We start from the raw sequence: 14,407 nt of genomic DNA, 5'->3' as shown, positions 1-14,407 counted from the left end.
GGGGGCTTGGTCACGGGCTGTTGCGGCGGGCACGGGCCGCGGCGATCGTGTACGCGGGGTCACGGTCGAGGTTGAATCGGTCACGGTCGTAGCGGCGGGTGGTGCGGGGGTCGGCGTGGCCCATGGCGTCCTGGACGTCTTCGAGGGCGACGCCTTCGGCGCGGGCGGTGGTGGCGAACGCGTGGCGCAGTGAGTGAGGTGACAGCCGGTCGGCTTCGGCGATCCCGGCGTCGGCGGCCAGCCTGCGCACGAGCCGGAACACGGCGTGCCGGTCGACGCGGGCGCCGGTGGCGGTGACGAACAGCGGTCCGGGTTGTGGTCCGCGTTCGCCCAGCCAGTCGTCCAGTGCCGTGGACACGCCGGGGGTCAGGGCCCGGCGGCGGGGTTTGCCGCCTTTGCCGGTGAAGCGGACGGTGCGGTGGCCGCGGTCGTGGCCGACGTCGATCAGGTCGAGGCCGACGAGTTCCCCGACGCGCAGGCCGAGGTCGGCCAGCATGGTGATCATGGCGTGGGTGCGGGTGCCGGCGCGGGCGGCGGCGGCCAGCAGCGCGTCGACTTCGGTGGGGGTCAGGCCGAGGGTGGCGGAGTGGTCGCGGTCGAGGTGGGGCCGGTCGGCGCCGCCGACCGGGTTCGCGGTGACGGCGTGGAGTTTGACGAGGAAGTCGTACCAGCTGGAGACGCCGGACAGTTTCCGGGCGACGGAGGCGGGGGCGAGTGGTCTGGCTTCGAGTTCGCGGGCGTAGGCGTTGACGTCGAGGAAACTCGCGTGCAGCGGGTCGAGGCCGCGGCCGGTGCACCAGGTGAGCCAGGAGTCGACGTCGCGGCGGTAGGCGGCGCGGGTGTGTTCCGACAGCCGCCGGTTGGCCAGCCACGCTTCGGTGAACGCGGTGGCCGATCCGGTGGTGGCCGGGAGCGGGATCCGGTGCGGCTGCACTGTCATGCCGGTCAGTTTCTCAAGTTCTCGATCACCTGTCCGTGTGCGACATGCCAGTGGCGGGTGTGTCCGACGGCGTCGGCGAAGTACCGGTCGTGGCTGACGGTGATCAGGGTGCCTTTGTAGCGGCGGAGGGCTTCTTCGATGACGTCGAGGGCGGCGAAGTCGAGGAAGTTGGTGGGTTCGTCGAGTAGCAGGATCCGTGACGGGCTGTTGACCAGTACGGCCAGCAGCAGTCGCCGTAGTTCGCCGGCGGACAGGTCGTCGACCGGCTGGGTCCACTGGTCGGGGTCGAACTGGTGGCCGGACAGCAGGGTTTCGGCGTCGTCGACGTAGACCGGGACCCGGTTGCGGAAGAAGTCGATGACGGTGGTGGCGTCGCGGAGTCCGTCGTCGGTCTGCGGGAGTACGGCGACGTCGGGGTGCCGGCCGGCGATGGCGTTGAGCAGGGTGGTCTTGCCGGCGCCGTTACGGCCGGTGATCAGGATCCGGTCGCCGCGGTGTACGTCGAGGTCGATGTGGTGCAGCAGGTCGCGTACGGTCAGGTCTCTGATCTTCAGGACGGTCTCGCCGGGATCGCCGGTGTCGTCGGGGAACGCGAGGGTCAGCGGTGGCCGGGTGCGGGGCCGGGCGATCCAGGTGACCGACGCCATCTGCCGCCGTAGTCGTCGTTCGCGGACTTTGGCCTTGCGGGCGACGAGCCGGGCGACGCGTTTGATGTGTGGGGCGGCGGCGCCGGCCGGGGTGCTGATCTCGGTGCCGCGGGCGTAGGCCTTGGTCGTGGCGATGTCGGCTTCCCAGCGGCGGCGGTCTTTCTCCTGGGCTTCGTAGTCGAGTAGCAGTTTCTCCCAGCGGCGTTGTTTCTCCTGCCGGTAGGGGGTGTAGCCGCCGCCGGGGTAGTCGTGCGGTTGTTCGTCGATGCCGTCGAGTTCGATGATGCGGGTGACGACCTCGTCGAGGAACGCCCGGTCGTGGCTGACGGCGAGGACGGCGCCGGGGAAGGTCTGCAGCCAGTGTCGTAGCCAGGCGGCGCCTTCGGCGTCGAGGTGGTTGGTGGGTTCGTCGAGCAGCAGCAGGTCCGGGTCGTCGAGTAGGGCGCGGGCCAGCATCAGCCGGGCCTGTTCGCCGCCGGAGACGGCCCGTAGGGGCAGGTCGTCGTCGAGGTGGTCGATGTCGAGGCGCTGGCGGATCTCGGTGAGCCGGGTCTGCGCGGTCCAGCCTTGCAGGGCGGTCCAGCGTTCCTGCGCGTCGGCGTAGGCGTCCAGGAGGTCTTCGCCGTCGGCCAGGCGTTTCTCCAGCTCACGCATGGTGGCGGTGACGTCCGCGAGTTCGCCGAGACCGGCGGTGAGAAACGCGCCGACCGTGCCGTCGGCGTCGGGCAGCCGTTGCGGGACGTACGCGACGCGGGTGCCGCCGCTGATGCTGAGGTGTCCCTGCGTCGGTGTCAGAAGGCCGGCCAGCACCCGTAGCAGGGTGGTCTTGCCGGCGCCGTTGGGGCCGACGACCCCGATCCGGTCGCCGGGGCGCAGCACCAGGTCGAGACCGGAGAACAGCAGGTCACCGTCGTGGGCGTGGGCGAGGTCGACTGCTTTGACGTGCATGAGGCGGCTCCAGGGACGAAGGGAGAACGGGACACCGGTCAGGGGGTCTCTCACTTCACCGCGACGTGCTCCTGGTCTTCTCGGCAGTGGTTCCGGACTTCCACTCTGCTCGCGAGCACGGCGGTCCGCAACCCGATATACCCACGCCTACTGCTCGGTTGACGATATATGACGGCGGCCGTACGGTGTGGGGTATGTCAGCCTCTGATTGGCCGCGGGCCGACCCCGCCCTGGAACGCTTCTACCGCAGGTTGCTGCACGCCTACCCGGGTTCCTACCGGCGCCGACACGGCGCGGAGATCGTCACGACGCTGCTGGAGATGGCCGAGCCGGGCCGCCGCCGCCCCCGGCCCGCCGACGTGCTGCATCTGCTGGCCTCCGGGTTACGGCAACGGTTCCGGCTCCCCGCCGGTCGGCCCCTGGCGTGGCCGGCCGCCGTTCTGGCCCTGCTCGCCGCCGGCGCGCTCGGCGCCGCCGGCGGATCGTGGGCGGGCGTGCACACGTTCGCCGACCTGCCGCCGGCCGAGCAGGCCCAGGCCCTGCACCGGCAGATCGCCGGCACGGCCGCGATGGGTGATCCGGTGCCGGCCGGCGTCGAGGCGGTGCCGATGTGGTGGACCCACAGCAGCGCCGACGGCACCGTCTGGGACGGTGAGCAGGCCCGGGCCCGACTCGCCGCCGACGGCTGGCAGGTCGGCCCGCTGCAGGCCACCGACCGGTTCGAGACCGGCACCGGCGCGCCCGAACACGGCTTCGACGCGTTCCGGGACGGGCTCAAGGCCACCGTGACCGGGGAGGGCGGGTCGGTGGCGGTGGACCTGGCCCCGGACGACTCCGGCCTACTGCTGCCGCTGATCGCCGCCGGCCTGGCCGTCGGCGCGGTGACGGGCTGGCTGATCGCGGCGGCGGTGGCACGCCGCCGGTCGAGACCGGCGGCGGCCGGCGCGGCGGTGACGTTCGCGGTGCTGTTCGCGCCGGTGTGGTCGCTGTACGACGACACGGTGATGGCGTTCCAACTGCACGGCCACCCCGGGGTGAGCATCCTGACGGTCCACGGGCGGCTGATGCCGGACCATGTCGATGCGTCCGGCCCGTCCTGGCTGTCGTGGATCTGGCCGCAGGTGACATGGATCAACGCCGCCCTGACCGGTGTAGGCGTGGTGCTGGCGGTGCTGACGGTGCTGCTGGCGGCGGCGTTCCCGGCCGCCGGCTCCCGCACGGTGCGGGAGGTGACGCTCTGATGCAGGAGCCGACGTTTCTGATCCTGACCGCGCTGGCCGGGCGCCCCCTACACGGCTACGGCATCATCCAGGCCGTCGCCGCCCTCTCCGACGGTGACGTGACGTTACGGCCGGGCACCCTGTACGGGGCTCTGGACCGGCTCGCCGAACAGTCCCTGATCGCCGTCGAACGCGAGGAGGCCGTCGAGGGCCGGCTACGCCGCTACTACCGGCTCACCGACACCGGCGCGCAGACTCTGGCCGTCGAGGCCGAGCGGCTACGGCGGCGGGCGGCCGCCGCGGAGGCACAGTTACGCTCCCGCGGCGGCCTGGCGCCCGGTCCGGCCTGACCCCCGGTGGCTGCTGCCCGCGGGCCAGGCAGCAGCCACCGGGGTCGGGTCTCAGGCCGGTGGGGTGGCGTCGATCGTGGCCAGGGCCTGCAGGACCGCATGGTGGGCGGCCGCGTCCAGCGGCCGCAACGGCGGCGGCAGACAGGCCGGACCGGTCAGGCCGAGGTGTTCGGCGATCACCGCGACCACCCGCAGGCTGCCGTGCGCGGCGAACAGTTCGAACAGTGGCCGCAGCCGATCCGACGCCGCTTTCGCGACCACCGGCGACGAGGCCCGCACGATCGGCAGGGCCAGATCGGGCAGGGTCCCGGCGATCACCGAATACCAGGCGTCGCAGCCGGCCCGCAACGACACCGCGGCGACCTGATCACCGGAGACCCCGATGGTCACCTCGGGCGCCAGCAGCGTCCGCAGCGCGGTGACCCGATCGTGGGCGATCGCCGGGTCCGCCGGCAGCGGCGGCACTTTGATCGACGCCACACCCGGGAGTTTCGCGACCGCCGCATACAGGTCGTCGGTGAACGTGAACCCCGTGGTCCGCGGATTGTCGTACACCACCAGCGGCACCGACAGGCCCGCGGTGACCCGCTCGAACAGGTGATACACCTCGTCGTCGGACAGCGGCTGATACGACACCGGCGCCAGCAGCACCGCACGAACACCGGCCTGCTGGGCGTCGTCGGCGTGTTCGAGCACGTGCCGGGTGCGTAACGCGCCGATCCCGGCGATCACCGGGGTGTCACCGGCGTTCTGCACGGCCAGGGCGGCGACCCGAGCCCGTTCGCCGCGGGTCAGATAGGCGTAGGAACCGGTGGAACCGAGCGCGCCGATGCTGTCGACACCGGACCCGGCCAACCGGGTGATCAGTTTCGCGTAGGCGTGTTCGTCGAGGCGGTCGTCGTCGAGCGGGGTGAGCGCGAAGGCACTCAGGCCGGTGAACACGGGTGTTCCTCCTTGTACGGAAAAGGCCGGGGGGAATCAACGGTCGAGACGTACCACCAGGGGCCGATGGTCGGACACGGCCACCGCCGGGGTGCGCACCTGCACGACCCGGCCCAGAGCGCCGGCGCCGCGCGGGTCGGCGAGCACATGATCGAGCTGTGTCTTCGGGGCCGTGTTGGGAAACGTCGCGGCCCGCGCCAGCGGCCGCCACCCGGTGAACGCCCGCACCGGACCGGCCGGCATGTTCAGGTCACCGAGCAGCACCCGCGGCGCCGGCAGCCCCCGCAGGGCCCGCACCGCGGCCCGCAGCTGACGCACGTTCCAGCCGGGCACGAACGACAGGTGGGTCGTGGCGACCGTCAACGGCCCGGCCGGGGTGTCCAGGACGGCGGCGAGCAGCACCCGCGGTTCGTCACGCAACAGCAGCAGACCCCCGTCCGGTACGTACACCGGCGACCGCACCGGCGCACCGGGCAACTGGGTGATCTGCCAACGCTGCACCGGGAACCGGCTGACCACCGCGATCCCGTACTGCGGGTGGCCGATGTCGGCCCCGGAATGCCACGGCTCCCACGTCTGACCGGGCGTACCGACGACCGCCGCAGCGAACCGGTGCACCCTCGCGCCGAGCGCGTCGGCGGCCAACGCGGTCAGGTCCAGCAACCCCGACCGCGGCTGCGCCCGGTCGACCTCCTGCAACCCCAACACGTCGGCGTCGAGGTCGGCGACGGCGGCGTGGATCCGGTCGGCGTGTACGGTGCCGTCCGACAGTGATCTGCCGTGCAGCAGGTTGAAGGTGGCCAGGCGCACGTGCCGACCCTAGCCAACCCGATGGAGGGCGTGTTGTTCAAGGCGTTGTTGTGCCTGTCGTTGCTGTTCGTCGCCGGCGCGCTGTTCGGGATCTGGCTGCAGAAACAGCGCCGCCGATGATCGCCGCGCTCCTGCTCGCCGCGCTGGCGGCGGGCTGGGTCGACGCGGTCGTCGGCGGCGGCGGGCTGCTGCTGCTACCGGCGCTGCTGGTGGTGGCCCCGCAGCTGGGCACGGCGACCGCGTTGGGCACCAACAAACTCGCGGCGATCTGCGGCACGTCGACGGCCGCGGTCGCCTACGCCCGCCGCACCAAGATCGACTGGGGGGTCGCCGGGCCGGCGGCCGCTCTGGCGCTGGTGTGCGCCGGGTCGGGGGCGGCACTGGCCGGTTCGGTACCCGCGGCCGCGTACCGTCCCGTCATCATCGGGGTACTGGTGGCGGTGGCCGTGTTCGTCACCGCCCGCCCGCAGATGGGCCTGATCGAACAACCCGCCAAACGCACCCGGATCCGCCGCGCCGTGGTCGTGACCGTCGCCGGAGTGCTGATCGGCCTGTACGACGGACTGATCGGACCCGGCACCGGCACGTTCCTGGTCCTGGCGTTCACCGCGATCGTCGGCGCCGACTTCGTGCACGGCTCGGCGATGGCGAAGATCGTGAACACGGCCACCAACCTCGGCGCCCTGGTGGTGTTCGCCGCGACCGGCCACGTCGCGTGGCTGCTCGGCGCCGCGATGGCGGTCTGCAACATCATCGGCGCGGTCCTCGGCGCCCGGATGGCCCTGCGCCGCGGCGCCGGGTTCGTCCGGATCATCCTGCTGGTGGTGGTACTCGCGTTGATCGCCCGACTCGGCTACCAACACTGGGCGCAGAACTGACGGACGGCACAATGGGCGCCATGAGCGAGGACCTGCCGAAACTGATCGCCACCATCGAAGACCAGGAACGCCGTCTGGTGTTCCCCACCTTCACCGAGGCCGACGCGTGGGCACTGGGCTGCCTGCTGGTGAACCTGGCCACCGAGCGGAGCCTGCCGGTGGCCGTCGACATCCGCCGCGGCCCGCAGCAACTGTTCCACGCCGGGCTACCCGGATCGGTCGCCGACAACGACACGTGGATCGACCGGAAGGTACGGGTCGTCTACCGCTACGGGGCGTCGTCGTTCCTGGTCGGCCGCCGCCTCGCCGCCAAGGGCCGCGAACTGGACGCCTCCCAGGGCGTCGACCCGGCCGACTACGCCGCCCACGGCGGGGCGTTCCCGGTACGGGTACCCGGCGCCGGGGTGATCGGAGTGGTGACCGTGTCCGGCCTGCCGCAGGCCGACGACCACGCCCTCGTGGTCGAGGCGATCGAGACGTTCCTGACCCGCTGAACTCTGCCGTCGGCAGACGACACCGGGCGTGTCGGACCGGCCGCGGGCAGTCTTGCCGGTATGCGGATTCTGGTGCTGGGTGGCAGTGGTTTCGTCGGCCGGTCGATCGCCGAACTCGCCGCCGCCCGCGGCGACGACGTGACCGTGCTCAACCGCGGCCGGGCCGACCCGCCGCCCCGGGTGCGGGCCCTGACCGGCGACCGGCAGACCCCGGGCGGCCTGGACGCGCTCGGCGACGCCACGTGGGACGCGGTCGTGGACACCTGGTCGGCCGACGCCACGGTGGTCGCCGCGGCGGCGACGGCGTTGCAAGGCCGAGCCGGCCACTACACCTACATCTCGAGCCGTTCGGTGTACGTCCTCGGCGAGGACCGTCTCGTACCGCACGACGAACCCGGCTACGCCGGTGACAAACTCCGCGGCGAGCTGGCTGCCGCCGGGTTCGGCGGGCCGCTGCTGCTGGCCCGGGCGGGGCTGATCCTGGGCCCGTACGAGAACATCGGCCGCCTACCGTGGTGGCTCAACCGGCTGCACGCCGGCGGTCCGACACTGGCGCCCGGCCCGCGGGATCTGCCGCTGCAATACATCGACACCCGCGACCTGGCCGCGTTCGTCCTGGACGCCGCCGCCACCGCCCGGACCGGCCCCTTCGACCTGGTCAGCCCGCCCGGACACACCACGATGGGCGAGCTGCTGGACATCACCAACGAGGTCACCGGAAACCACGCCGACCTGCGGTGGACCGACCCGGACACCATCATCGCCGCCGGCATCCAACCGTGGACCCACCTCCCGGTGTGGCTACCACCCGGGCCACTGCACACCGCCCTGCACGGCAGTGACGTCACCCCCGCCCTGGCGGCGGGCCTACGATGCCGGCCGGTCCGGGAGACGATCACCGACACGTGGACGTGGCTCACATCGCTGCCGGACGGCGCACCACACCGCGCCGACCGGCCGGCCGTCGGCCTCGACCCGCAGATCGAGGCGACCCTGCTATAGCTGCGCGGCGGCGTGCCGGCCGGCGGCCCGCCCGGAGAACAGACACCCACCGAGGAACGTGCCCTCCAACGCGTTGTAGCCGTGCACGCCACCACCACCGAACCCGGCGACCTCACCGGCCGCATACAACCCGGAGATCGGCGCCCCGTCCAGACCCAGCGCCCGCGAATCGAGGTCGGTCTGCACCCCGCCGAGCGTCTTACGGGTCAGCACGTGCAGTTTCACCGCGATCAGCGGCCCGGCCGCCGGGTCGAGCAGCCGATGCGGAGTCGACGTCCGCCCGATCCGATCACCGATGTACCGCCGCGAATTGTGGATGCCCTGGATCTGCGCGTCCTTGCTCACCTTGTTGGCGATCTGCGAATCCCGGGCCACCACCTGCGACCGCACCGTGGCCACATCCAACAGCGGCGTGTCGGTGAGCCGGTTCATACCCGCCACCAGCTCATCCAGACCCGACGCGACCACGAAGTCGGCACCGTGCTGTTTGAACGCCTCCACCGGACCCGGCGCACCCTTACCGAACAGCCGCTGTTTCAGGAACCCACGCCGGTCCGAGGCGGTGATGTCCGGGTTCTGCTCCGACCCGGACAGGGCGAACTCCTTCTCGATGATCCGCTGCGTCAACACGAACCACGAATGGTCGTACCCGGCGATCTCCGGAGTGGTCCGCAGATACTCGAGAGTGCCGAGCGTGTCATACGACGGGAAATACGGGGCCGGCAACCGACGACCGAGCGCATCCAACCACAACGGTGACGGCGCCGACAGGATCCGGATACCGTGACCGGGCCAGATCGGATTCCAGTTCTGCACACCCTCGGTGTAATGCCACATCCGGTCCCGGTTGACCAGCCGCACCCCGGCGTCCTCGGCGATCTGCAGCATCCGCCCGTCCACATACGCCGGCACCCCGGTCACCATCACGCCCGGGGCGGTGCCGAGCCGCGCCGGCCAATACCGGCGCACCAGGTCGTGATTCGCGCCGATCCCACCGGTCGTCACGATCACCGCCTGCGCCCGTATCTCGAAGTCACCGACCCGATCCCGGTTCGACGACACCCCCCGCGCCGCATCATCAGGAGCCAACAGCGTTCCGCGTACGCCGACCGCCGCGCCACCCTCGATGATCAGCTCGTCGACCCGATGCCGGTGACGAAAATGCAGCAGCCCGTTCTCCGACGCGGACACCGCCGACGCCACGAACGGCGCCACCACCCCCGTACCGGTCCCCCACGTGATGTGGAACCGCGGCACCGAATTACCGTGCCCACCGGCACGCAGATCACCGCGTTCGGCCCAACCCGCGAACGGCAGCCAGCTCATCCCCAACGACGACAGCCACGACCGTTTCTCCCCGGCGGCGAACTCCACATACGCCCGCGCCCACTGGACCGCCTGCGCATCCTCGTCACCGAGACGGTCGAACCCGGCACTGTTGCTCCAGTCCGCCCACGCCAGCTCGACACTGTCCCGGATCCGGGCCCGCTTCTGCTCGGGACTGCCGACGAAGAACAACCCACCGAACGACCAGAACGCCTGCCCGCCCAGGTTGGCGGCGTTCTCCTGATCGAGCAGGGCGACCGTCCGGCCGGCCCGGGTGATCTCATGCGCTGCGGCCAGCCCGGCCAACCCCGCCCCGACCACGATGACGTCGACGTCCACGGCCACTCCCCTCGGATGAATACGAGAATTTATCGGATTCGAAGCGGCCGCGGAACACACACCCCACACCCCGATGTGACAGGAAACGCCCCCACCACTCCCCCCAGCGCACCACCCACCCCGACCGCAACAATGGACCCGTGCCGCACCCCACCGCCGAACCCGCCGGCACCCGCACCCAGATCACCGCAATCCGCCCCGACCTGCTCGACGCCTACGACACCGCCCTGCCCGCCGCCCGCACCGCCATCCTCGCCCGCCTCCTCATCGCCACCGAAACCGAACCACTACCCGGTCTCACCAGCCGCCACCACCACCACGGCCACACCCACGTCCGCTTCGGCGACACCCTGCTCACCTACCCCACCGACGCCGCCACCCCCTTCACCACCCCACCGACCGGCCTGCACGTCACCCTCGACGGCCGACCCGTCGACGACCCCGCCCACCTCGCCGCCCACCTCTGGCCGAACACACCCCTGATCACCGAACTCACCGGCAGCGTCGACAACCTCGCCCTCGCCCGCGCCGCCAACCCCACACCATCGTGGCCCCACCGACCGGAACCGGGCCAGATCGAACAAACCCTCATCGACGGACACCCCCTACACCCCTGCTGCCGCACCCGCACCGGCATGACCGTCGCCGACCAACTCGCCTACGCCCCCGAACACCGCCCCACCTTCACCCTGCACCGCCTCCGCGTACCACCCCGGCACTGGCACGGAACCGGCGAACCCGTACTCCTCGCCCACCCCTGGCAGGCCACCCGACTCCGCGAGCAATACCCCTGGCTCACCGACGACGGACAGACCGGACCGGTCCGACCACTGATGTCACTGCGCACCGTCGCCCCCCTCGACGGCGGCCCACACATCAAAACGGCCGTCGACATCCAGATGACCTCCGCCGTACGCACCGTCTCTCCCGCCGCCGTCCACAACGGGCCCCTCCTGTCGAGGCTGCTACAACAACTCACCCGAGACCTGCCGATCGACGTACTCGCCGAAACCACCGCCGGCGCCGTCATCACCGACCACGGACCCGACCGGCGCCTGGCCCACCTCATCCGCCAAGCACCCCCCGCCGACGCGGTCCCCCTCGGCATCCTCGCCGACGAGCCCCGACGCTTCGGCGACCCCTACCAACTCATGAAAGACCTCGGCACCGTCTTCTTCGCACCCCTCGCACGCCTGCTCGACCGCGGCGTCGCCCTCGAAGCCCACGGCCAGAACAGCCTCGCCATCCTCCGCGACGGCCGCATCACCCGCACCCTCTACCGCGACCTCGGCGGCGTCCGCGTCCACCCCGCACGCCTCGCCGCCGCCGGCCACCCCATGCCCGACCTGCACGGCGACCTACCCACCGACGACGACACCGAACTGCGCACCAAACTCGCCGCCGCCGCCCTCGCCACCGTCGCCCGCCAATTCATCACCAACGCCCACGCCGACCCCGACACGCTGTGGCACACCCTCGCCACCGCCCTACGCCACCACCCCGACCTACTCACCACCCCACTACCGGTCAAAGCCACCACCGCCATGCGACTGGCCGCCGACCCCCTCCACGACCGCTGGACCCACCTGCCCAACCCCATGACGGCGCACGCCTGAGCCACCCGCGGAAGGACCCCCGATGACCCGCATCGCCACCAACAGCCGGCTCGCCACCGCCGCCGCCCACACCGAAGCCGCCCTCGCCGTCCACGCCCCCCACCTCACCGACGCCTTCACCCACCACCTACCCACCGCCGCCGACACCGTCGGCCGCCGCCTCCGCTCCGCCCTCATCCGCGAAAACCTCACCCCCGAAACCCCCGGCGGCCGCCGCCACGCCTTCCACCACATCGAATACCCCGACGCCGGCGTCGCCGACCCCGTCGACCTACTCACCGGCATCACCCACGGCACCTTCGCCGCCGAAATCCGCAACGCCGTCCTCAACCTCGCCATCGCCCTCGCCCGCGCCGGCGACAACCTGCCCACCGGCGACGACCCCGACACCACCGCCGTACGCCTCGAACGCCTCGCCGTCGCCGGCCACAACCTGCACCCCTGCGGCCGCACCCGCCTCGGCTGGGACACCGGCGACGTCCTCACCCACGACCTCGAAGCCGGACACACCCGCATCCACTTCCTCGCCGTCCGCGACGACACCCACCTCGGCGACGACCTCGGCACCATGCTCGACACCGGCCACCACCTACCCGGCTACCGCATCCAACCCGTCCACCCCTGGCAACTCGACACCGTCCGCACCCGCTACGCCGACCGATTCACCGACGGCACCCTGCAACACGTCGACGGCCACCTCGACGCCATCCCCACCGCCGCCCTCCGCACCCTGCTGCTCCCCGACGGCCGCTACCTCAAACTCAGCCTCGACATCCAGGTCACCTCCACCCGCCGCAGCATCAGCGTCGCCTCCACCCGCAACGGCCCCGCCCTCTCCACCCTCCTGCAACGCCTCATCACCGACGACGACCGCATCCTGCTCATGACCGAACCCGCCGCCGCCGCCGTCCCCATCGGCACCGGCCGCGACCTGTCCGCCATCACCCGCACCGGCCTCACCGGACGCCTACAACCCGACGAAACCGCCATCCCCGGCGGCGCACTACCCCTACTCATCGGCGACCTCGTCGACCAGACCGGCGGCAACCCCGCCACCTGGCTCACCGACTACACCCGACTCCTACTCCCACCCCTACTACGCCTCCTCGGCCACGGCATCGCCCTCGAAGCCCACCTGCAGAACTGCCTGCCCACCTTCATCAACGGCCACCCCCACCGCCTCGCCCTCCGCGACCTCGCCGGCCTCCGCATCCACCCCGAACGCCTCCACACCGCCGGACACACCATCGACCTCTGGCCCGGCTCCGTCATCACCGCCACCGACACCGAAACCCTGCGCGCCAAACTCGCCTACACCGCACTCCAAGCCCACCTCGGCGAACTCGTCATCCGCCTCACCCACAGCCACCACCTCGACGAAAAACACGCCTGGCGCCTCATCCGCACCGTCCTCGACGACACCCTCCACCACGGCCTCACCCGCGACGACCACACCTGGCTCACCGCCGCAACCGTCCCCCACAAAGCCCTCGTCCGCATGCGCCTCGCCGGCACCGGCGACATCCACATCCCCGTCGACAACCCCCTCCATGGCTGACCCCCGCATCACCGCCGCACTGCGCCGCCTCCCCACCCCCCGCTGCGCCTACCTCTACGACACCACCGCACTCCGCCACCGCGCCGCCACCCTAAAAGCGGCACTACCCCCCAAAACCACCATCCTGTACGCCGTAAAAGCCAACAGCCACCCCGACGTCATCCACACCCTCGCCACCGCATGCGACGGACTCGAAGTCGCCTCCGGAGGCGAACTCACCCTCGCCCGACAAGCCCACGCCAAACGCATCGTCTTCGGCGGCCCCGCCAAAACCGACACCGAACTCGCCGCCGCCCTCCAAACCGGCGCCCAACTCAACGTCGAAAGCCCCCACGAACTCCGCCGCCTCGCCGCCCTCGGCGCAACCGCCGACATCTGCCTCCGCATCAACCGCACCACCACCGCCCTCACCGGCAGCCACACCATGACCGGCACCCCCACCCCCTTCGGCATCGACGAAAACCAACTCCCCCACGTCCTCGCCGACATCCCACCCGGACTCCGCGTCATCGGCTTCCACCTACACGCCGTCTCCAACAACCTCGACGGCCACGCCCACGCCCGCTTCCTCACCGACGCCATCGACTGGTCCACCCGCACCGCCCACACCCACGACATCCCCCTCCGCATCGTCAACGCCGGCGGCGGCCTCGGCATCGACTACCTCACCGGCGACACCATCGACCTCACCCCCCTCTCCACCGTGACCATCCCCGACCACCTCGAACTCATCCTCGAACCAGGCCGCTACCTCACCGCCGACGCCGGCTGGTACGCCACCGAAGTCCTCGACCTCAAAACCACCCACGGCCGCACCTTCGCCATCCTCCGCGGCGGCACCCACCACTTCCGCCTACCCGCAGCCTGGGGCTACTCCCACCCCTTCACCGTCATCCCCATCGACGAATGGACCCACCCCTACCCCCGCCTCACCACCCACGACACCCACATCGACGCCGTCGGCGAACTCTGCACCCCCCGAGACGTACTCACCCGCAACCAACACGTCCCCCACCTCCGCACCGGCGACCTCCTCCTCTACCCCCGCGCCGGCGCCTACGGCTGGGACATCTCCCACCACGACTTCCTCCGCCACGAACCCCCGACCTTCATCACCCTCTGACCCACCACCGAGACCCCCGCCGAACCAGCGAACTCGCGGGCACAGCGGCACCCCACCCGCCGAACCCGAGCGGCCGACCCGGCCACAGCGATGACGAGCGCACACGACGCCACCACGAGTGCGCCCGTCGCCGTCCCGGCATCGACGAGCACTCACGATCGAAGCAACGTGCGCGCTGATCCCGTCCAGACGACGATGCACACACCATCGGCCA

At 71.2% G+C, this 14,407-nt stretch carries 13 protein-coding genes; 8 read left to right on the top strand and 5 right to left on the bottom strand.

Annotation, left to right across the window (positions count from 1 at the left end; all coding sequences use genetic code 11):
• Positions 1 to 10: 10 nt before the first annotated feature.
• Positions 11 to 940 carry a tyrosine-type recombinase/integrase gene (locus Q0Z83_RS15275; RefSeq protein WP_317794578.1) on the bottom strand — a complete coding sequence of 310 codons (930 nt, stop codon included), beginning with the start codon at positions 938 to 940 and terminating at the stop codon, positions 11 to 13.
• 5 nt (positions 941 to 945) lie between these two features.
• Positions 946 to 2,535 (bottom strand): ABC-F family ATP-binding cassette domain-containing protein, encoded by a 1,590-nt coding sequence (locus Q0Z83_RS15270; protein ID WP_317794577.1) that lies wholly within the window; start codon positions 2,533 to 2,535, stop codon positions 946 to 948.
• A 194-nt stretch (positions 2,536 to 2,729) separates the two neighbouring features.
• On the opposite strand from Q0Z83_RS15270, the gene Q0Z83_RS15265 reads away from it, so the two are divergent.
• Both Q0Z83_RS15265 and Q0Z83_RS15260 read left to right on the top strand, forming a co-directional pair.
• Positions 2,730 to 3,776: a hypothetical protein gene (locus tag Q0Z83_RS15265; RefSeq protein WP_317794576.1), complete on the top strand. Its 1,047-nt coding sequence runs from the start codon at positions 2,730 to 2,732 to the stop codon at positions 3,774 to 3,776.
• On the top strand, positions 3,776 to 4,105 hold the full coding sequence (locus tag Q0Z83_RS15260; protein WP_317794575.1) for a PadR family transcriptional regulator: 330 nt from the start codon (positions 3,776 to 3,778) through the stop codon (positions 4,103 to 4,105). The genes Q0Z83_RS15265 and Q0Z83_RS15260 overlap by 1 nt, the downstream gene beginning before the upstream one ends.
• Before the next feature lie 51 nt (positions 4,106 to 4,156).
• Here Q0Z83_RS15260 and Q0Z83_RS15255 read toward each other — a convergent pair whose 3' ends face one another.
• Both Q0Z83_RS15255 and Q0Z83_RS15250 read right to left on the bottom strand, forming a co-directional pair.
• Positions 4,157 to 5,047, bottom strand: a complete 891-nt coding sequence (locus Q0Z83_RS15255; protein WP_317794574.1) for a dihydrodipicolinate synthase family protein — start codon at positions 5,045 to 5,047, stop codon at positions 4,157 to 4,159.
• Between the two features lie 36 nt (positions 5,048 to 5,083).
• The gene (locus tag Q0Z83_RS15250; protein ID WP_317794573.1) at positions 5,084 to 5,857 is read right to left on the bottom strand and encodes an endonuclease/exonuclease/phosphatase family protein; all 774 of its coding nucleotides are present in this window, start codon (positions 5,855 to 5,857) and stop codon (positions 5,084 to 5,086) included.
• 116 nt (positions 5,858 to 5,973) lie between these two features.
• Here Q0Z83_RS15250 and Q0Z83_RS15245 point away from each other — a divergent pair, with 116 nt between their 5' ends.
• The 3 genes from Q0Z83_RS15245 to Q0Z83_RS15235 are packed head-to-tail and all read left to right on the top strand — an operon-like array spanning position 5,974 to position 8,231.
• Positions 5,974 to 6,735, top strand: coding sequence for a sulfite exporter TauE/SafE family protein (locus tag Q0Z83_RS15245; protein ID WP_317794572.1), 762 nt, complete (start codon positions 5,974 to 5,976; stop codon positions 6,733 to 6,735).
• Between the two features lie 20 nt (positions 6,736 to 6,755).
• Positions 6,756 to 7,229 (top strand): heme-degrading domain-containing protein, encoded by a 474-nt coding sequence (locus Q0Z83_RS15240; RefSeq protein ID WP_317794571.1) that lies wholly within the window; start codon positions 6,756 to 6,758, stop codon positions 7,227 to 7,229.
• Between the two features lie 60 nt (positions 7,230 to 7,289).
• The gene (locus tag Q0Z83_RS15235) at positions 7,290 to 8,231 is read left to right on the top strand and encodes an NAD-dependent epimerase/dehydratase family protein (protein WP_317794570.1); all 942 of its coding nucleotides are present in this window, start codon (positions 7,290 to 7,292) and stop codon (positions 8,229 to 8,231) included.
• On the opposite strand, the gene Q0Z83_RS15230 is transcribed toward Q0Z83_RS15235, so the two are convergent.
• Positions 8,226 to 9,896, bottom strand: a complete 1,671-nt coding sequence (locus Q0Z83_RS15230; protein ID WP_317794569.1) for an FAD-binding dehydrogenase — start codon at positions 9,894 to 9,896, stop codon at positions 8,226 to 8,228. The genes Q0Z83_RS15235 and Q0Z83_RS15230 overlap by 6 nt on opposite strands.
• A gap of 140 nt (positions 9,897 to 10,036) precedes the next feature.
• Between Q0Z83_RS15230 and Q0Z83_RS15225 the strand changes: the two genes are divergently transcribed.
• The 3 genes from Q0Z83_RS15225 to Q0Z83_RS15215 are packed head-to-tail and all read left to right on the top strand — an operon-like array spanning position 10,037 to position 14,193.
• Positions 10,037 to 11,512 carry an IucA/IucC family siderophore biosynthesis protein gene (locus Q0Z83_RS15225; RefSeq protein WP_317794568.1) on the top strand — a complete coding sequence of 492 codons (1,476 nt, stop codon included), beginning with the start codon at positions 10,037 to 10,039 and terminating at the stop codon, positions 11,510 to 11,512.
• A gap of 22 nt (positions 11,513 to 11,534) precedes the next feature.
• A complete protein-coding gene (locus Q0Z83_RS15220; RefSeq protein ID WP_317794567.1) occupies positions 11,535 to 13,070 on the top strand; it encodes an IucA/IucC family protein in 1,536 nt (511 codons plus the stop codon).
• Positions 13,063 to 14,193 (top strand): alanine racemase, encoded by a 1,131-nt coding sequence (locus tag Q0Z83_RS15215; protein WP_317794566.1) that lies wholly within the window; start codon positions 13,063 to 13,065, stop codon positions 14,191 to 14,193. Before Q0Z83_RS15220 ends, Q0Z83_RS15215 begins: the two co-directional genes overlap by 8 nt.
• Positions 14,194 to 14,407: the final 214 nt, after the last annotated feature.

It is taken from the genome of Actinoplanes sichuanensis (assembly GCF_033097365.1).
Taxonomy (GTDB): domain Bacteria; phylum Actinomycetota; class Actinomycetes; order Mycobacteriales; family Micromonosporaceae; genus Actinoplanes; species Actinoplanes sichuanensis.
This window is presented reverse-complemented; position numbering and strand designations above follow the sequence as displayed.